Source organism: Paraburkholderia elongata (assembly GCF_013177735.1).
GTDB lineage: Bacteria > Pseudomonadota > Gammaproteobacteria > Burkholderiales > Burkholderiaceae > Paraburkholderia > Paraburkholderia elongata.
The window spans coordinates 1-16749 of the sequence record NZ_WOEZ01000119.1 but is presented as its reverse complement, the minus strand read 5'-3'; the positions used below and the strand labels follow the sequence as shown (position 1 = coordinate 16749).

Annotated in this window: 16 protein-coding genes; 4 read left to right on the top strand and 12 right to left on the bottom strand. The window is 63.2% G+C overall.

From position 1 onward, the window contains the following. Nucleotides 1-38 precede the first annotated feature (38 nt). Nucleotides 39-1502, bottom strand: coding sequence for a M20 family metallopeptidase (locus GNZ13_RS22205; RefSeq protein ID WP_172168082.1), 1464 nt, complete (start codon nucleotides 1500-1502; stop codon nucleotides 39-41). Nucleotides 1503-1677: 175 nt separating this feature from the next. Between GNZ13_RS22205 and GNZ13_RS22200 the strand changes: the two genes are divergently transcribed. Beyond that, nucleotides 1678-1989, top strand: coding sequence for a superinfection immunity protein (locus tag GNZ13_RS22200; RefSeq protein WP_172168080.1), 312 nt, complete (start codon nucleotides 1678-1680; stop codon nucleotides 1987-1989). A gap of 13 nt (nucleotides 1990-2002) precedes the next feature. Here GNZ13_RS22200 and GNZ13_RS22195 read toward each other — a convergent pair whose 3' ends face one another. The 7 genes from GNZ13_RS22195 to GNZ13_RS22165 form a co-directional block, all read right to left on the bottom strand. Then, nucleotides 2003-2275: a YodC family protein gene (locus GNZ13_RS22195; protein WP_172168078.1), complete on the bottom strand. Its 273-nt coding sequence runs from the start codon at nucleotides 2273-2275 to the stop codon at nucleotides 2003-2005. Nucleotides 2276-2765: 490 nt separating this feature from the next. Continuing rightward, a complete protein-coding gene (locus GNZ13_RS22190; RefSeq protein WP_172168076.1) occupies nucleotides 2766-4334 on the bottom strand; it encodes an MFS transporter in 1569 nt (522 codons plus the stop codon). Between the two features lie 30 nt (nucleotides 4335-4364). Next, nucleotides 4365-5003, bottom strand: a complete 639-nt coding sequence (locus tag GNZ13_RS22185; protein WP_172168074.1) for a TetR/AcrR family transcriptional regulator — start codon at nucleotides 5001-5003, stop codon at nucleotides 4365-4367. Nucleotides 5004-5072: 69 nt separating this feature from the next. Then, nucleotides 5073-6365 carry an MFS transporter gene (locus GNZ13_RS22180; protein ID WP_172168072.1) on the bottom strand — a complete coding sequence of 431 codons (1293 nt, stop codon included), beginning with the start codon at nucleotides 6363-6365 and terminating at the stop codon, nucleotides 5073-5075. 96 nt (nucleotides 6366-6461) lie between these two features. Next, on the bottom strand, nucleotides 6462-7592 hold the full coding sequence (locus tag GNZ13_RS22175; protein ID WP_172168070.1) for an alginate lyase family protein: 1131 nt from the start codon (nucleotides 7590-7592) through the stop codon (nucleotides 6462-6464). 24 nt (nucleotides 7593-7616) lie between these two features. Further along, nucleotides 7617-8855: a porin gene (locus GNZ13_RS22170; RefSeq protein WP_172168068.1), complete on the bottom strand. Its 1239-nt coding sequence runs from the start codon at nucleotides 8853-8855 to the stop codon at nucleotides 7617-7619. Nucleotides 8856-9077: 222 nt separating this feature from the next. After that, on the bottom strand, nucleotides 9078-9833 hold the full coding sequence (locus GNZ13_RS22165) for an SDR family NAD(P)-dependent oxidoreductase (RefSeq protein WP_172168066.1): 756 nt from the start codon (nucleotides 9831-9833) through the stop codon (nucleotides 9078-9080). 371 nt (nucleotides 9834-10204) lie between these two features. Here GNZ13_RS22165 and GNZ13_RS22160 point away from each other — a divergent pair, with 371 nt between their 5' ends. From GNZ13_RS22160 to GNZ13_RS22150, 3 genes are all read left to right on the top strand, one after another. Next, nucleotides 10205-11263 (top strand): LacI family DNA-binding transcriptional regulator, encoded by a 1059-nt coding sequence (locus GNZ13_RS22160; protein ID WP_172168064.1) that lies wholly within the window; start codon nucleotides 10205-10207, stop codon nucleotides 11261-11263. Beyond that, a complete protein-coding gene (locus GNZ13_RS22155) occupies nucleotides 11260-12522 on the top strand; it encodes a glucarate dehydratase family protein (RefSeq protein WP_172168062.1) in 1263 nt (420 codons plus the stop codon). Before GNZ13_RS22160 ends, GNZ13_RS22155 begins: the two co-directional genes overlap by 4 nt. A gap of 114 nt (nucleotides 12523-12636) precedes the next feature. Beyond that, nucleotides 12637-13551, top strand: coding sequence for an aldose epimerase family protein (locus GNZ13_RS22150; RefSeq protein ID WP_172168060.1), 915 nt, complete (start codon nucleotides 12637-12639; stop codon nucleotides 13549-13551). A 106-nt stretch (nucleotides 13552-13657) separates the two neighbouring features. Here the strand turns inward: GNZ13_RS22150 and GNZ13_RS22145 are convergent, their stop codons facing one another. From GNZ13_RS22145 to GNZ13_RS22130, 4 genes are all read right to left on the bottom strand, one after another. Next, entirely contained in the window at nucleotides 13658-14143 is a 486-nt protein-coding gene (locus GNZ13_RS22145) for a hypothetical protein (protein WP_172168165.1), read from the bottom strand. Nucleotides 14144-14348: 205 nt separating this feature from the next. Further along, a complete protein-coding gene (locus GNZ13_RS22140) occupies nucleotides 14349-15191 on the bottom strand; it encodes an isocitrate lyase/PEP mutase family protein (protein WP_172168058.1) in 843 nt (280 codons plus the stop codon). Between the two features lie 183 nt (nucleotides 15192-15374). Further along, nucleotides 15375-15800, bottom strand: coding sequence for an OsmC family protein (locus GNZ13_RS22135; RefSeq protein WP_172168056.1), 426 nt, complete (start codon nucleotides 15798-15800; stop codon nucleotides 15375-15377). Nucleotides 15801-16032: 232 nt separating this feature from the next. Next, nucleotides 16033-16587: a carboxymuconolactone decarboxylase family protein gene (locus GNZ13_RS22130; RefSeq protein ID WP_172168054.1), complete on the bottom strand. Its 555-nt coding sequence runs from the start codon at nucleotides 16585-16587 to the stop codon at nucleotides 16033-16035. Nucleotides 16588-16749: the final 162 nt, after the last annotated feature.

The window sequence follows — 16749 nt, the reverse complement described above, 5'->3', positions numbered from 1 at the left end:
GCAACGCTATTGCAGGAAACACCAAGACGAAACGTTCATCAAGGCGCCGCCGCGATCACTTGAGCAACGGCCGCCGTCAGCTTCTTGCCGTACGGCACGTGCAGGAACTCGTTCGGTCCATGTGCGTTCGACTTCGGACCGAGCACGCCGCACACCATGAACTGCGATTTCGGGAAGCCCGACTTCAATATGTTCATCAACGGAATCGTGCCGCCCTGCCCCATGTAGGCAACGTCCGCGCCATAGTGCGCGCGCGACGCGTCGTTAAGCGCGGTGGCGAGCCACGGCGCGAGATCGGGCGCGCTCCAGCCGCTCGCCGCGCCGGCGTCCGGCTTGAAGGTAACCTTGGCATTGTACGGCGGATCGAATTCGAGCAGCGCCTTCAGTTCGGCGACGGCCTTGTCCGCCTCGATCAGCGGCGGCAGGCGCAGCGACAGCTTGAACGCCGTGCGCGGACGCAGCACGTTGCCGGCGTCGGCGAGCGCGGGCAAGCCGGCCGCGCCGGTCACCGACAGCGAAGGACGCCACGTCGAGTTGAGCAAGGCTTCTTGCGGATCAGTGGTGGTGGGCAGCACCTGACGGCCGTCCTGCCCGCAGGCCCAAGGCAGCTTCTTCCAGACATCGTCGCCGAGAATCTGGGCAGTCGCCTCCGCTTCGCGCAGACGGTCCGCCGGGATCGAGACGTGAAAACCCTTCGGCAACAACGTGCCGTTGGCGGAGTCTTCGAGACGGTCGAACAGTTGCCGCATGATGCGGAAGCTCGAAGGCGCGATGCCGCCGTAACCGCCCGAGTGAATACCTTCGTCGAGCACCTGGACTTCGAGGTCGCCGGCGACCAGCCCGCGCAACGACGTAGTGAGCCACAGTTGATCGTAGTTGCCGGCACCCGAGTCGAGACACACGACGAGACCGACTTTGCCGAGCCGTTCGCGCAACGCGTCGACGTACGGCAGCAGATCGTAGCTGCCCGATTCCTCGCAGGTTTCGATCAGACCGACGCAGCGCGGACGCTCGATGCCTTGCGCGTCCAGCGCGGCCAGTGCCGTGAGGCTCGCGTAGATCGCGTAGCCGTCGTCGGCGCCGCCGCGGCCGTACAGCTTGTCGTTTTCGAGCTTCGGCGTCCAGGGGCCGAGGTCCTTGCGCCAGCCGTCGAATTCAGGCTGCTTATCGAGGTGGCCGTACAGCACGATAGTTTCTTCGCTGCCCGATCGGGTCGCGGCTGTTTCGAAGAAAATCACCGGCGTGCGGCCCGGCAAGCGAATCACTTCAAGTTTCAGGCCGCGCACGGGTTGCTGCTCGGCCCATTGCGCCGCGTCGGTAATCACGCGCTCGAGATAGCCATGCTTGACCCACTCGGGATCGAACGCCGGACTCTTGGCCGGCACCGCGATGTAGTCCGTGAGCGCAGGCACGATCTCGTCGTTCCATTTGCGGTCTACGAATTCGCGTAGTGTGTCCTGGTTGATGCGCTGATTCTGCTGTGTCGTATCGTCGGAGATCATGGTGGCGGTCCGTGGCGGTTCTGTTCAGTCGAAACGTCCATGATAGACCTGATGTGCGATGCGCTGAACCCCTCGCCGTGCATGCAGGCTCACAGCGAACGTTTACAGCAACGCTGCGCAAAGCTAACAATCGCGCGACAATCGCGGCATAGGTCGCGTCCTGGGGAGCCAGACTATGGGTAGCAACGTCGTGGTTCAGGCCATCGCCGCGGTGCTTGCGCTGGCGCTGTATTTTCTGCCGAGCATTCTCGCGGACCGGCGCAAGCGTCACGACCTGCTGACGCTGGCGCTCTTCAATGCATGTCTCGGCTGGACCGGCTTTGGCTGGCTGCTCGCGCTCTACTGGTCGTTGCAGCCGAACCCGCCGAAGAACGTGGCAGGTGAAATCGTAGAGACGCGAAAGATCGTGCGGATGCGGGAGTTTTCTTCGGCGCTTCTGATGCGCGTGCAAAGGCGCGCTACGACGCGTGACCGCAGGGAGAAATAACGGGAAGAAATAATCAGGCCGCCCGGCCCATTCTGCCCCACACCACCGAGCCCGCAGGAATCGAGCGCGGCTCGGCCCGCACGCTCTCGTGCGCGAACATCTCGCGGCGCAGTTCGCCATATTCGTCGAACCACTCGCAAATCAGCCAGTCGCCAGGATTGAGCGCCACCCGTCCTGCGTACGTCACGGTCATGCGCGGGCCACCTTCCTTCAGCGTGACAACATCGCCGACATTGAAGCGTGCGGCTGCCGGTGTTTCGAATAAGTCAATGGTAGCGGTCAGCATATTCAATCCCCTACGGAACCCGTTGAGCGGAATAAAGTCATCGCACCGTGCTTTGCAGCATAAAACCCTGCCGAAGGAAAACTCTAAAAAGTTGGCCAAGATTAACAATCGAAATTAACCGCGGCAAGTGCTTTTTATTGATACCGTTTTCATTGGCACTGGAATACGTTTGCCATCCCGACGGGTGACGCAAAAATCGGGAAAACCCTGTACAACAGCGCCAGGCCGCCTTCTGTGCGGCACCGCACGACAGCAAAACTTACGGTAGCAAACCCAATCCGCAAGTAGAAAATGCGGTCTGGATTTGTCATATCTAAACGCCCCCCCCCCCGAGAAACCCCATTCGGGTTTATTCCGGGTCACCCGCAAGCGGAATTACCTGTGAACGGGAAACTCATCGGCAAATGCACCCTCTCCAAAACCGGCTTTGTCTAAAGTGCATAATAGTTTTTAGCGGACGCCGTTGAAAACGATTTCCGACCCGCTATTTTCAAACCGGCTGCGCAACCCGGCGCAAGGCCAGTTGTTGATGCCGCACCAGCAGCACGCTCAAACCGATACACGCGAACATCAGACATGCGTTGATCGCGAGGCTGAACTGGAACGCGTGCGCATAGGCACCCGGCGTCTCGCGGCCGCCGATCACACCGAAAAACGCGCCGCTGATGGCCGCCGTGCCGAACGCCGAGCCGATCTGCAAAGTCGACGACACCACGCCCGAGGCAAGCCCCGCCTTCTCCGGGACGACTTCCAGCAGCACGATGCGCATGATCGACGGTAGCAACAAACCGTGACCGACACCTGCGCACACCAGTCCGCAATAGAACAGCAGATCCGGGGTGGCGGCGTGGGTCGCGGACCAGCCGGTAACCGTGAAGCCGACTGTCATCATCGAGAAGCCGAGCGCCAGCACATGGCCGCCGATGCGCTTGACCACTGCAGGCGACGTCAGCGGCCCGACCACGAAGCCGATCGCGAACGGCATGATGGCCATGCCCGAGGCGAGCGGCGTCCAGTGCAGACCGGTTTGCAGGAAGATCCCGTAGGTCAGGAAAAACGCGCTGTTGCAGTAGAACAGGAACGCGAGCACGAGGCCCAGCGCGAAGGCCGGGTTGCGGAACAATTGCAGATCCACCAGGGGATGGCCGCCGCCGCGTTCGACGCGCCGCTCCGTCGCCACGAATAGCGCGAACGCGGGCACGGCAAGCGCGAACATCACGAAGGTCCATGCAGGCCAGCCGGCTTCACGGCCATGTGTAATCGGGTAGATGACCAGCAGCAGCACCACCGAGAGCAGCGCGACGCCCTTCAGATCGATGCCGGTGCGCGTGGCCGGCTGATTTTCCGGCACGAACTTCCAGGTGCCGATGAAGGCCACGATGCCGATCGGAATATTGATGAGAAAAATGATGCGCCAGTCGAGCCCGAACGGGTGATAGGTAATCAGCGCGCCGCCGCCCAACTGGCCGACGATCGACGAAAGTCCGAATACGAAACCGTAGAGGCTCATTACCTTGGTCTGCCGATGCAGCGGCACGACCGCGCGGATAGTCGCGAGCACTTGCGGCGCCATGACCGCGGCCGCGATGCCCTGCACGATCCGCGAGATCACCAGCATGTGACCGCTGGTGGCGAAGCCGCACAGCGCGGAGGCAACCACGAATGCCGCCATCCCGGTCATGAACATGCGACGCCGGCCGAACAGGTCGTCGAGGCGTCCGCCTGTGATCAGCAGCACGGCGTAAGCGGATGCGTAGGCGGACACCACGAGTTGCAGTTGCGCGTCGGTGGCATTCAGGCCGGTGTGAATCGACGGCAGCGCGAGGTTGACGATGAAATAGTCGAGCGGCGCGAGGAAGGCGCCGACGAACAGCACGGCGAGCGCGAGCCCCTGGCGCTCGAAGCCGGACGCAGCCTTCTCGGCGGACGCCGCGCTGGCGGCCACCGCACTGACGGCCACCGCGCCCACGCCTGGACAAACGGCGGCTCCGCCTGCCGCAGGTCCGCCTGCCGGTCCAACAAATGCTGCCGGAGCGGGCTTGATGGCATCTCTATTCATGACTGTTCGTTCAAGAAATAGGTAAAAAAATTAGACGAGCGCGCGCATGGCGACGTCCACGATTCCGATCAGCGCATCTTCCTTGTGAGCGACTCGCCCCAATACGCGCAGTCCTTGCATCACGCACAGCAGGAAATCGCCGACGGCTTTTTCGTCGAGCGTGGAATTGAAGGCGCCGCTCGCCTGGCCGCGAATCACCGACGCCGCCAGCAAGGTCGCCATGCGCCGTTGAATTGCCGCGACGCGGGTGCGCAGTTCCTCGTCGCCGGGTTGCATCTCCAGCGTGGTGTTGGTGATGAAGCAGCTGCGCTCGCCGGTCAACGCGCAAGCGACCCGGGCATAATGCAGCAAAGCGTTGCGCAGCGCCTCTTCCGCCGGCACCGGCGCGTTCAGCCGCTCGGCCAGCCGCGCGACCGAACCTTCCGCGTAATGATCGAGCGCGGCAAGCATGATGCCGTGCTTGTCGCCGAATACGCCGTACAGACTGCCGCGCAACAGGCCGGTGGCCTTACAGAGGTCGTCGATCGAGGTGGCGTGATAGCCGTGACTCCAGAAAACCTGACTCGCGCTCGTTAAAACAGTGTCCGTATCGAACTCGCGCGGCCGCCCCCGAGGGCAGGCCTCGCCGCCTTTTTTCACGGATTGCTTCCAGTTGCCAGATTGCTTCATGGGACGGATATTATGACTAACCGTTCAACAAAGCAAGGCGAGATTGGACATTGACCGTGTCCGGCGAATTCACACGCCCACTTCCCGCACCAGCGGCTCGGCCGGCACTGCCTTCACGGGCCGGACCACGGTCCACAGCACCGTCGCGCCCATCAGATCTCCGAAGCCGAGGGCGATAAAGAACGGCGTGTAGCCGATCTTGCTGACAAGACCGCCGATCACCAGGGTGAAGGCAAGGTTGCCGATTCCCGCGACGCAACCGGCCAGCCCTGTGACCGTCCCCACTTCGCGACGCGGAAACAGGTCGGCGGACATCGAGATCACGGTAATTGACAGCGTCTGGTGGGCAAATCCGCCGAGGCAAAGCAGGAAAATCGCCATCGCCGGACTCTGCACCAGTCCCACCCCGGCCATCCCGATCATCAGGAACGCGGCCAGCGTGAACACCATGCGCTTGCCGTCGACGATCGGCGTGCCGAAGCGGCGCTTGAGCCAGGCCGACAGCGAACCGCCCATCAGGCAGCCCACGTCGGCGGTCACGAACGGCAGCCAGGCCGTCATCGCGATCGTCTTCAGGTCGAAGCCGCGCGCCTGGTAGAGATACAACGGCATCCAGTAGACCAGCGTGCCCCACACCGGGTCCGCGAAAAAGCGCGGAAGCGCGATGCCCCAGAAATTGCGCTCTTTGAGAATCTCGCGCAGCGATGGTTTTTTGCCCTCGTTCAAACGCAGTGTGGTCTCCTGCCCGGCGGCAATGTATGCAGCCTCCTCGTTCGACAGCGCCGGGTGCCGGTCCGGATGACGGTAGAGAATGAGCCACAGCACGGCCCAGCACAGGCCGAGCGCGCCGGCGATCATGAACGCCACTTGCCAGTTGTAATGGAGGATCGACCACGCGATCAACGGCGGCGCGAGTATCGCGCCAGTCGACGTCCCCAGGTTGAACACGCCCGCCGCGATACCGCGCTCCTGCGCGGGGAACCAGTAAGCCGCCGCACGCATGCCGCCGGGAATGAACGCCGCCTCGACCAGACCGAGCACGCCGCGCAGCACGAACAGCCCGACCCAGCCCGCCACGAAACCATGGGCCATGCAAACCAGCGACCACGCGACGCCGCAGATCAGGAAGCCCGCCCGCAAGCCGATGCGGTCCATCAGATAGCCGGTGAGCGGCGCTCCGATCGGGTACATGACCAGAAAGGCCCCCGTTATCCACCCATATTCATGGGTGCTGATATGCAGATGCTGCATGACCGTGGGCGCCGCAATACTCAATGAGCTGCGCGCGAGGTAGTTCGTGATCGTGCCTAGCGTGAGCAGGCCGATCATCCACCACCGGAGTCCTTTCACTTTTATCGTCATGGTCCCGCCTCGTCTCCAGAATAGTGTTTTGTTCGAGCCGCGCAAGGCGCCGCCCGATTTCGTTTGCGTTCGTTCGTTTGCGCGCTCCGGGCTCAATCACGCAAACAGGGCACGCACCGCCGGCTGCGCATCAAGTGCGGTTGCGATGCGGGTGAAGCGGCTGTCGAGGCGTGAAGCGATCCAGCAGAGGTCCGACGCCTCCTTGCGTTTCCACAAGCCCGAGTAGCCCTCGACGTGGGCGGCCGCGCGCCGCGCATCGAAGTGCACTGTGCTGTGCACGAACTCCTCATGCTGCTCATCGCCTGCGGCATACGGCTCGAGCCAGTGCAGCGCGGCGGCGAGTCTTCCCTGCAACGACGGCAAACCGTACCAGTCCTCCCCGTGAGCCGCCGCCATCGATGCGGCCATCAACAGCGGCTCGAGATCGTAGACCACGTAGTGCATTGCATCGCGCTGGTCGAAGTCGTAGGTGCGGCCGTCCATGCCCACGTTGCGGGTGGCATGCGCGACAAATCCCGCGCGCGCCGCGGCAATCACTTCGGCATCGCCGGAGAGATAAGCCCCCGCCGTCGCCAGCTTGATGCGATGGCTTTGCCAGTTGTTCAGCCCCGTACTCGGATCGCCGACACGTCGCTCACCCAGGTAGCCCGTCGCCAACTGGCGTCCGAGCAGTCGCGCCTTCTCGACGGTCGAAGGCGACAGCCGCGTCTGCAAAAAGTCGAAGCCGAACAACAGATCGGTGAGATCGGCCTCGTCGATGGGATTGAATGACGGCGAATAGCCAGCCATCCAGGCGTCGATATACGCGGCGGCCTTTGCTTCGTAGGCCGAATCACCGGTGATGCACCCCGCCAATGCCTGAGTCAGGGTCTGCCGCCAGTCTTCCTGCGCGAGCACGCTCGCATCGCGGTTCTGCTCGTGCGGCAGCAACCCTTGTATATGGACCACCGCCTGCACATGCGGCTCGCGTGCGAGACCCTCGTCCGCCAGCGATTTCAGCTGGTTCGCAAGCGCCGGCGCCACGCTTTGCCGGATTTGCGCGGCACGCGCCGGCGAAGAAAGCGCAAACGTACCTGCCATACTTATCGCCTCGCCGCTCTGCGCCTGTGCGCGCGCCGCACGCGGCAGCGCCGCCATCAGCAACAGCGCCGGAATCGTAGCGACGCCGCCCATCAGCCGGCGACGTCGTGCCGACACGTGCTCTGCTGCGTCAATCTTGCGTTGCATGAAAAACCTCAGTCGCGACGTGCATCAGAAATAGTGGCGAATGCCGAGCCCCACACCCACCGGCGACGCACCGGGCGCGCGGGCCGCCACCGAGCTCACCACCGGGTTGGTGTCGAAGTCGTAAGTCGCGAACGAGCTGTTGTGGATACGGCTGATGTAGCCCTGCAGCATCGTGCGTTTCGACAGCCAGTAGTGATAGGCGAACACCATCTGCTGCGCGCCGGTGTGAGAGCGTTCCGCAGCCGAACACTGGCCGCTCGTCGCGGCGCCCGAACAGCTGAGCGGACGGGAAACCGCGTAGTTGAAGATGAACTCCTGCAAGCCGACCTTTTGCATCACCGCAACGCTAAACGCATCGCGATAGGTCTGGCCGTCGCCCGCCACCTTGCCGGAACCGAAGGTGCCGTTCGATCCGAGCCGGTCCCAGCCCACACCGAAAGTCGTCGAGCCGATCGAAAAGATGTTCGCCTCGTAGCGGATTGCCACGCGATGTTCCCAGTCGTTCGAATAGCCCGTCGCGGCGACACCCATGCCCGCACTGCTCGCGCCGGACAGGCCCGCGCCCGCGCCGAGCAGATCCTGGTCACGGCGCGTTTCGTAGGCGTAGGCAGCGTAAAACGGACCTTTGGCGTATTGCGCGCCGGCGCCCAACGCATACATGCCATTCGTCGGCGTACCCGCGGTGCCCGACACGCTGCTATTGGTAGGCGACGTATTGCCGCCGCCCGGCGAATACACGACCTGCGCAGTCAGGCCTTGAACCAATGACGGCGTCGTGTACATGATCGAATTCGCCAGACGCGCGTTGAGGTTCGTCTGCGTACCGTTGAGCGTCGTCATCACGCCGATGTCGTTCGCAATCGACGTGCTGCCGGGAATGAAGTTGAGCTTGCCGCCAAGGCCCCGCATCGGCGAGGTCAGATAACCGAATTGCAGCGTGCCGTATTGAGCGCTTTGCAGCCCGACGAACTGGTCACGAGCGCTCGGACCACTGCCGCTATTGACGTTGTAGCCGTATTCGATCTGGAAGATTGCCGACAAGCCGCCGCCGAGGTCTTCCTGACCTTTGATGCCCCAAGCCGAACTGTTGCTGACCTCACGCCCCGTCGTGCCCACGTCCGAACCCTTGTTGGCGCCGGTGGTGCGCACCATTTCCACGGTCGAATCGACAACGCCGTATAACGTCACCGAACTCTGTGCGTACGCGTTCGTGCATGCGTAGGTCATTGCTGCAAGGCAGCTAATCTGTAGTTTACTTAACATTCAGAACTCCAAACCATGTATCGATTTTTTTTAAAATTCTCAAGAAGCCTCAACCGGCAGCGGGCGTGTTTGCTCCCCGTCGCCCGGCGCATCACGCGGGGCGAAATTCGATGCGATACGGTGCATCGTGTCTCCTTGATCTTCTTTTGATGTCGAGCCCGGTACGACCGGCAGGCAGGCCGTCCGCGCTCGTGAACTACGCTTTAACCTCGCGCCGTCGGCTCATGAAGCCGCCGTGCGAAGCTGTGCAAGCAAGCCGCCGTCAACCGGCAGCACATGCCCGGTAATGAACGACGCGGCTTCCGAGGCGAGAAACAGCACCGGCAGCGCCGCCTCGTCCGCCCGGCCATGCCGCGGCAGCGGCAGCCCGCGTGCTGCGGCCGGATCGACCGAGACCGTGTGCGAATGGGGAATCTGAGCCGGCGCGATCGCGTTCACGCGAATCCCGTAGCAACCGAAATCGACCGCAAGGCAGCGCGTCAGGGCATCGACGCCGCCCTTGCTTACGTCGTAAATGGCGTTGTTACGATGCGCGCGCTGCGCACCCGGCGACGACACGTTGACGATCGCGCCCCGATGCTCGCGCGCGGTCCAGCCGCGAATCACGTCGAGACTCAGCGCATACATTGCGCGCAGATTCACGCCGATGATTTCGTCGAAGTCATCGAGAGCGGTTTCCTCGGTCGGCTTTTTCGTCTTCGTGAGGCCGGCGTTGTTGACGAGCACGTCAACGCCGCCGAGCTCAGCAGCTTTGGCGACGATGTCGCGCCGATGGGTATCGTCGGCAATATCGCCCGCGAGCACGTCGCAGCGCTCATTCAACTCGTCACGCAAGCGGGCCAGCACGTCGGAATTGCGGCCCGCAGCCACCACGTGTGCGCCTGCCGCGTGAAAACGCCGGGCAATCGCCATGCCGATGGCGCCGGTTGCCCCGGTTACCGCCACTACCTTGTCGCTGAAATTGAATTGAGTTTGCATAGCCTGAAGAATGGGTCCCGGCCTCTGGGGAGGCATCGGTTTGGAAAACGTTTTCCAAATATAATGATGGGAATTCCTCAAGTCAATCGTTTTCCCAATCCGAGCGCGTCGGTGAAAACCCGGAAGCGATTGCCATGCGCGGCAGATTCTCGCCGCGATAGCGGGCGGCGTGCCCGGCGTCGAGCCAAGGCGAGCGATTGCAACCTAGTCTCGCCACCAAGATGTTGTATTTGTTATGAAAATCGCGTCTTAATGGGTGCCGGCCAGTGACCGGCGAGCATCGACCAACACAGTTCTGGGCGCTGACAAGCATCAACTATTTACTGTCGATCGATTTTCAACTAGCATTGGAAAACGTTATCCTAAATCAGATGAAGAAAACCTCCCCCACGATCCGCGATGTCGCAGCCGCTGCCGGTGTTTCCGTCGCTACCGTCTCGAAGTACATGAACGGTACCCAACGGTTTTCCGCGCCGGTCGAGGCCAAGCTGAAAGCCGCCATCGAACAATTGGGCTACCGCTCCAATCCGCTGGCGCGTTCGATGATTACCGGCGAGACGCGCACCATCGGCCTCGCGATCCTCGACATCCGCAATCCGCACTTCACCAACATCGTGAAGGGCGCGAACCGCATCGCCCTGCAGCACGACTACACGCTGCTGCTCGTCGATACGGAGGAAAGTCAGGAACGCGAGCGGCCGCTGCTGGAAGCGCTGGCGCAACGGGTCGACGGCATGATCGTGAGCTCGCGGATGCCGGAGGAATCGGTGCAATGGATGCTCGAATTGCACAAACCTGTCGTGCTGTTCGGGCGCAACCAGCATTTCCCGATCCCGAGCGTGGGCACCGACAGCTATCTCGCTGCCTACATGCTGACGCGCCATCTGCTGAATCAGGGTCACCGGCGCTTCGCCTATCTCGGCTTCGAGCAGTCGCGCTGGAATAGCGAGCGGATTCGCGGGGTGCAGGCGTGTCTCGAGGAACAGGGGTTAACCGCCACCGTGTACGACGCGGCGGCGCCGTCGCCGCAAGCCGGCGAGCGCGCGTGCTCGGCCATCATGCTCGGACCGAACCGCCCCGAAGCGGTGATCTGCTACAACGACCTGATCGCGCTCGGCTTCATCAAGGAGGCGCGCGCGCTGGGCTTTACGCTGCCGCAGGATGTGTCGGTGGGCGGCTTCGACAACGTGCCGTATGGCGAGTACGCCTGGCCGGCCCTCACCACCGTCGATCTTCAAAGCGAAAAGATGGGCGAACTGGCCATGCTCAAGCTGATCGATGCGCTCGCGGGCAAGAACGACACCGAATACTCGCTACTCGAACCGCGCCTTGTGGTGCGGGAGTCCACCATGCGCCGCCCCGGCGCGCCCCACTTCGACGGCACGCCCCAAGAGCGCGCCGCCCCACCCAGAGAAGGAACCACTCGATGAAGATCGCCGCCGTCCGTGTCACCCCTATCGCCATCAGCGATCCGCCGTTGCTCAATGCAAGCGGCGTCCACGAGCCCTATGCGCTGCGCTCCATCATCGAGGTGGAGACAGACAACGGGTACATTGGGCTGGGAGAAACGTACGGCGACAAGCCGGTGCTCGACGGACTCATCCGCGTGAAGGACGCGCTGGTCGGACTAAGCCCGTTCGATCTGAACGGTCTGTGGCAGCGCGTGCTGGCCGCCGGCCAATCCAGCACGCAAGGCATCGAACTGGACGTCGCGCCCGGTTCGCAAGCCAGCAGTGCGCATCACAAGGTTTTCAGCGGGTTCGAAGTCGCGCTGCTCGACGTGCAGGCGCGCTCGCTCGGCGTGCCGGTGCACGAACTGCTCGGCGGCGCCGTGCGCAGACAGGTGCCTTTTTCCGCCTACCTGTTCTTCAAATATTCCAGCGACATCGATCCTTCGTACCGGCGTGATCCGTGGGGCGAAGTGCTCGACGCCGAGCAACTCGTCGGGCAGGCACGCACGATGATCGAGCGCTACGGTTTCGGCAGTATCAAGCTGAAAGCTGGCGCTCTCGATCCGGATCACGAAGTGGAATGCCTGAAGGCGCTCAAGCTCGCCTTCCCCGATCATCCGCTGCGTATCGATCCGAACGCGAACTGGTCGCTCGATACGGCGATCCGGATGGCGCAACGCCTGCAAGGCGACCTCGAATACTACGAAGATCCCACACCCGGGCTCGAAGGCATGGCCGCGCTGCACAAAGCCACGGGCCTGCCACTCGCCACCAACATGGTCGTCACCGACATGGACGAATTCCGCCGCAATGTGGCGTTGAACGGCGTGCAGATCGTTCTGTCGGACCATCATTACTGGGGCGGGCTGCGTGCCACCCAGGTGCTCGCAACGATGTGCGACACGTTCGGGCTCGGTCTGTCGATGCACTCGAACTCGCACCTCGGTATCAGCCTGATGGCGATGTCTCATCTCGCCGCCGCCGTGCCGAATCTGACCTACGCGTGTGACACGCACTATCCGTGGCAGGACGACGAGGTCATCAAGGGCGGCAAGATTGCCATCGAGAACGGCTGCGTGAGCGTGACCGACGCGCCGGGTCTCGGCGTCGAGCTTGATCGCGATGCGCTCGGTGCGCTGCACGAGCAATATCTGCGTTGCGGCATCACGAATCGCGACGACGTCTCGCAGATGCGCAAATTCCGCCCCGACTGGACGCGCGTGAAGCCACGCTTCTGATTCGTGCGCTTCTGATTCGTATGCTGCTGGCCCACGCGTCTCAGACCCCTATCTATTTGACGCGCAGGCGGACAAGGTCCACGGACAACTCACTATGCCGAATCGCACGCTCGCATGACACTCGTATTGCCGGACGCGAGCCGCTCCGAAGAAGCGGCTCGCGCACCTCTCAAACTCGTTTCGGGCGACATCCAGTTGCTGCTTCATCCCGAGCTCGGCGCGCGCGTCGGCCGTCTGATGAGGCGGCAGCCTGACGGCAGGACATTCGACTACCTCGTGCCGCTCGACACGACGCGCTTCGATTCCGCGTTATGGCCGCGCGCCGGATGCTTTCCGATGCTGCCGTTCACCAACCGCTTCTCCGGGAATGCCTTCGCGTGGCGCGGACGCCAGGTTCGCGTGGCGCATCACCTCGACGCCGGCTTTCTGCACGGTTGGGGATTGCGGCGTGCGTGGCGGGTTGAGGAATCAGCTGCCGCGCATTGCGTGTTGTCGCTGGTAGTCGAGGCGAGCGAGGCGTGGCCCTGGGACTACGAGGCGCGGCTCGACGTCCACCTCGACTCGGACGGCGCCGATTTCACGCTCAGTTTGATCAATCGCTCACGGGAATCGATGCCGGCTGGCCTCGGTTTTCATCCTCATTTTCCACTGCACGGCGGCGTCAGGGCGTGCGTCGACGCCACCGCGCGCTGGCAAGCCAGCGGCAGCAGCAGCGGTCTGCCAGCCGTTCGCGACCTACCCCTCGAGCCGATCCGACTGGATCTGTGCAGCGGCGGCCTGCCCGGCGCGACGCCGACATGGTTCTGCGAGACATCGCGTTGCGAAGCGCAACTCAGCTACCCGGCTGCGGGACGCAGCACCCGGGTATCGAGTCACGATGCGCGATATGTCGTCGTCCACTCGCCGCCCGCAGGCCGCTACATTTGCCTGGAGCCGAGCAGCCACCTGGCGGGGCAGATGGACCCCGCCATCGACATCGCGCAACCGGATCAGCCGGTCACGCTGTCGATGCGCATCGATACGGCGTAGCCGCGCCGTCCCCAGCCGGTCATGACGCTCCCGCGAAAACGCGAGAACGCGTGAGCCCCGAAGCCCTAGGGCTCTGGGGCCCACGAACGCAAGAGCGCAAGAGCGCTCAGAAAACCCCGTCGCCGTTCTGGTTCAGCGTATCCGGCGACTTCTGGGTCATGCGCAGCACCCCGGCTTCGTCGAAGTAGAAGTTATAAAGCAGCTTCCATGTACCGCCCTCCTGATACCGGTAGCTCCACACTTCCCGCCTGGCCGATGGGAAATAAACCGATTCTTCCGGACGGCCAAAGTTCGTCAGCACGTCGTTCCTGGTCCACGCGCCGACCTGCGCCTTCGAAAACTCGTTCGGCTGCAGCACCTGGCGCACGCTCTGGATCGCGCCACTCGCCGACACGTCGGCGGCGACAGTCGTCTCGCCGAACGGCTGCGTCGGCCACATCAGGCGTTTGCCTCCATCGGGCAGCGGATAGACCTCAGACGGATGCCCCAGCCGCGCGGACAGCGTCGCCGCATCGTCGCCCGGCTGGAACGCCATCGGGTTCTGCACGCAGCCGGACAGCAACAGCGCCGCTACCGCGCCTGCGCCGGCCATGCGCAGCACCGTCGCGGGCGCACGGCCGGACGTCGGCTTGACTCGCCGAAATCGCAACGCAGCAATCGAATGACAGGTGTCCATGACTGACCTCGTTTTCTCGGAGTGAGGCCCTTATTTGACACCGATTCGGCGCGCTCGGCGCGCCTATGGCACAAACGTCATCGCGCCGTCAGCCAGCCGCCATCTTTCGTCACTCGCCCGCCTACTTGCCCCACTTCTGCTCAGCGGCCGTGAAGAGCTGATTGATCTCATTACCGCTGGCGGCTTCTTTCGTGTAGTTGAAAGTGCCGTGATCGCGCATTTCGTGCGCCGCGCGAAGAAACGCGCCCAACGCCGCGCGCGCCAGCGAACCGCCCACGCTGACACGTCGCACGCCCAGCGAGCGCAGGTCGTCGAAACTGAGCAAGACGCCCTGCAGCCCCATCAGCACATTGACCGGCCGGTCAAGCGCGCCGACCACGGCGGCGATCTCTTCGCGCGTCTTCAGGCCGGGCGCGTACAGCACATCCGCCCCGGCCTCCTGATAAGCCTGCAGACGCCGGATCGTATCGTCGAGATCGGGCCGGCCCACCAGATAGTTCTCGGCACGCGCCGTCAGCGTGAATGGAAACGGCAGCGTGCGCGCCGCAACGACCGCCGCGCGAACGCGCTCCACGGCGGCTTCGAACGGGTAAATCGGTTCGTCCGCGCGGCCGGTCGCATCCTCGATCGAACCGCCGACCACGCCCGCAGCCGCGGCCTGCACGATCGTTTCGGCGCAGTCTTCCGGCGCATCGCCGAAACCATTTTCCAGATCGGCGCTGACCGGCAAATCGGTCGCCCCCGCGATTTCGGCGAGGTGCATCATCATCTGCGAGCGCCCGATGGAGTTATCCGGCAGGCCACGCGAAAACGCATAGCCTGCGCTGCTGGTGGCGAGCGCCTTGAAACCGGCCAGCGCGAGCAGCCGTGCAGTCCCGATGTCCCACGGATTCGGGATGATGAAGGCCTCGCCCGCTGCGTGATATGACTGGAATTGCCGTGCTTTTTCGGTTTGCGTTGTCATCGACGGTCCCATCGAAGACGGCGACCGGCGTTGCGCGCCCGCGCGCGCCCGGTTCGTCGTCATGTTCGTTAATTGGAAAATGCGTGGCAAATGAACGGAAAGCGGCGGCCGGCGGCCTGGCTACCCCTGCCCGCCGGCCCTGCATGGGTCTGCAGTGCACAAACCGCGCGCTCAGGTTTCGACTCAGGTTTCGAGCTTCGCGTCCATGGTGATGGTGGCGTTCAGTACCTTGGAAACCGGGCAGCCCGCCTTGGCGTCCGCGGTGGCCTTCTCGAATGCGGCTTTGTCGCCGCCGGGGATTTTCACGGCCACATCGAGATGCACCGCGGTAATCGTAAAGCCGCCGCCGTCCTTGTCGAGCGTGACGGTTGCCGTGGTGCCGATACGTTCAGGCGTAATGCCGGCCTTGCCCAGTTCCGCCGACAGCGCCATCGAGAAACAACCCGCATGCGCGGCCGCAATCAGCTCTTCCGGATTCGTGCCGATGCCGTCCGCGAAGCGCGTGGCAAACGAGTATTGGGTGTCCTTGAGGACGCCGCTGTCGGTGGAAATCGAGCCCTTGCCGTCTTGCAGGCCGCCTTGCCAGACTGCTGATGCCTTGCGCTTCATCGCTCTCTCCTGTTTGTGCCCTGCTTCGCGCCGCTCCTCAACCCTACGTGATGCCGCCCGCAACGGTCCAGCCCGAATTTTCGTGGTGTCGGCATCGGTCGCGAGTGCCGCACGGCGCAAGAGGCGCGGGCATGGACCGAACTTCATGATAGGCGCTTCCGTGTGCCAGTGTCGTGACGACGCCGACAACCGGTTCGCTGATGCGTGCGTCGCGAGACCCAGCGATGCAGCCCTACTCGGCAAACGGCAAGCTCTGCTGCCCCACCGCGCGCATGTCGAACACGTTCAGCGTCATCGCCACCAGGGCGTAGTAGCCGAGCAGGCCCACCAGATTGATCACCACCTGATGTCCGAAGCGCCCAACCGCCTTCGCATAAGTGGCATCCGAGACGCGCTTGACGTCGTACAGTTCGCTCGCGAAGTCATGGATCAACGCGTCATCGGCGTCCGCGAAAGACGGGCGATGCCCTTGGCGGATCGCCTCAGCATCCGCTTCGGCCACACCGGCTTCCAGGGCGATCGGATAGTGGATGTACCACTCGGCCTGCGCCTGCCAGCGCGCCGCGGTCACCAGAATCGCCAGCTCCGACAAACGCAGCGGCAAGCCGGTGCGATAGCGGCAGAACGCGCCGAGCCGCTGCGCCTGTTGCGCCAGTTCCGGACTATGAATCCAGCCAAGAAACGGCCCGTTCAGATTGCCGCGCGGTCCTGACAGGATCTCGTCGAGCACGGCCTTCTGTTCGGGCGTTGCATCGGACAGTTCGAAGTGAGGCAAACGCTCGGTCATCGCAAATCTCGCAGGAATGGAAAAGGTCTCAGATGCAGCCCTTTCAAGGTCTTTGCGCGACAAACCTGGTAACCTGGCGACCTGTTCAAGGACGACGGGTACGAAGGGATGTTTGACGAGGTGATGAAGCGTTTCGAGCAGCAGGCACCGGTATGCGTGATG

Excerpts from the sequence above, each read along its gene's own strand:
- GNZ13_RS22205 (WP_172168082.1), bottom strand. The coding sequence starts at position 1,502 with ATGATCTCCGACGATACGACACAGCAGAATCAGCGCATCAACCAGGAC.
- GNZ13_RS22200 (WP_172168080.1), top strand. The coding sequence starts at position 1,678 with ATGGGTAGCAACGTCGTGGTTCAGGCCATCGCCGCGGTGCTTGCGCTG.
- GNZ13_RS22195 (WP_172168078.1), bottom strand. The coding sequence starts at position 2,275 with ATGCTGACCGCTACCATTGACTTATTCGAAACACCGGCAGCCGCACGC.
- GNZ13_RS22190 (WP_172168076.1), bottom strand. The coding sequence starts at position 4,334 with ATGAATAGAGATGCCATCAAGCCCGCTCCGGCAGCATTTGTTGGACCG.
- GNZ13_RS22185 (WP_172168074.1), bottom strand. The coding sequence starts at position 5,003 with ATGAAGCAATCTGGCAACTGGAAGCAATCCGTGAAAAAAGGCGGCGAG.
- GNZ13_RS22180 (WP_172168072.1), bottom strand. The coding sequence starts at position 6,365 with ATGACGATAAAAGTGAAAGGACTCCGGTGGTGGATGATCGGCCTGCTC.
- GNZ13_RS22175 (WP_172168070.1), bottom strand. The coding sequence starts at position 7,592 with ATGCAACGCAAGATTGACGCAGCAGAGCACGTGTCGGCACGACGTCGC.
- GNZ13_RS22170 (WP_172168068.1), bottom strand. The coding sequence starts at position 8,855 with ATGTTAAGTAAACTACAGATTAGCTGCCTTGCAGCAATGACCTACGCA.
- GNZ13_RS22165 (WP_172168066.1), bottom strand. The coding sequence starts at position 9,833 with ATGCAAACTCAATTCAATTTCAGCGACAAGGTAGTGGCGGTAACCGGG.
- GNZ13_RS22160 (WP_172168064.1), top strand. The coding sequence starts at position 10,205 with ATGAAGAAAACCTCCCCCACGATCCGCGATGTCGCAGCCGCTGCCGGT.
- GNZ13_RS22155 (WP_172168062.1), top strand. The coding sequence starts at position 11,260 with ATGAAGATCGCCGCCGTCCGTGTCACCCCTATCGCCATCAGCGATCCG.
- GNZ13_RS22150 (WP_172168060.1), top strand. The coding sequence starts at position 12,637 with ATGACACTCGTATTGCCGGACGCGAGCCGCTCCGAAGAAGCGGCTCGC.
- GNZ13_RS22145 (WP_172168165.1), bottom strand. The coding sequence starts at position 14,143 with ATGGCCGGCGCAGGCGCGGTAGCGGCGCTGTTGCTGTCCGGCTGCGTG.
- GNZ13_RS22140 (WP_172168058.1), bottom strand. The coding sequence starts at position 15,191 with ATGACAACGCAAACCGAAAAAGCACGGCAATTCCAGTCATATCACGCA.
- GNZ13_RS22135 (WP_172168056.1), bottom strand. The coding sequence starts at position 15,800 with ATGAAGCGCAAGGCATCAGCAGTCTGGCAAGGCGGCCTGCAAGACGGC.
- GNZ13_RS22130 (WP_172168054.1), bottom strand. The coding sequence starts at position 16,587 with ATGACCGAGCGTTTGCCTCACTTCGAACTGTCCGATGCAACGCCCGAA.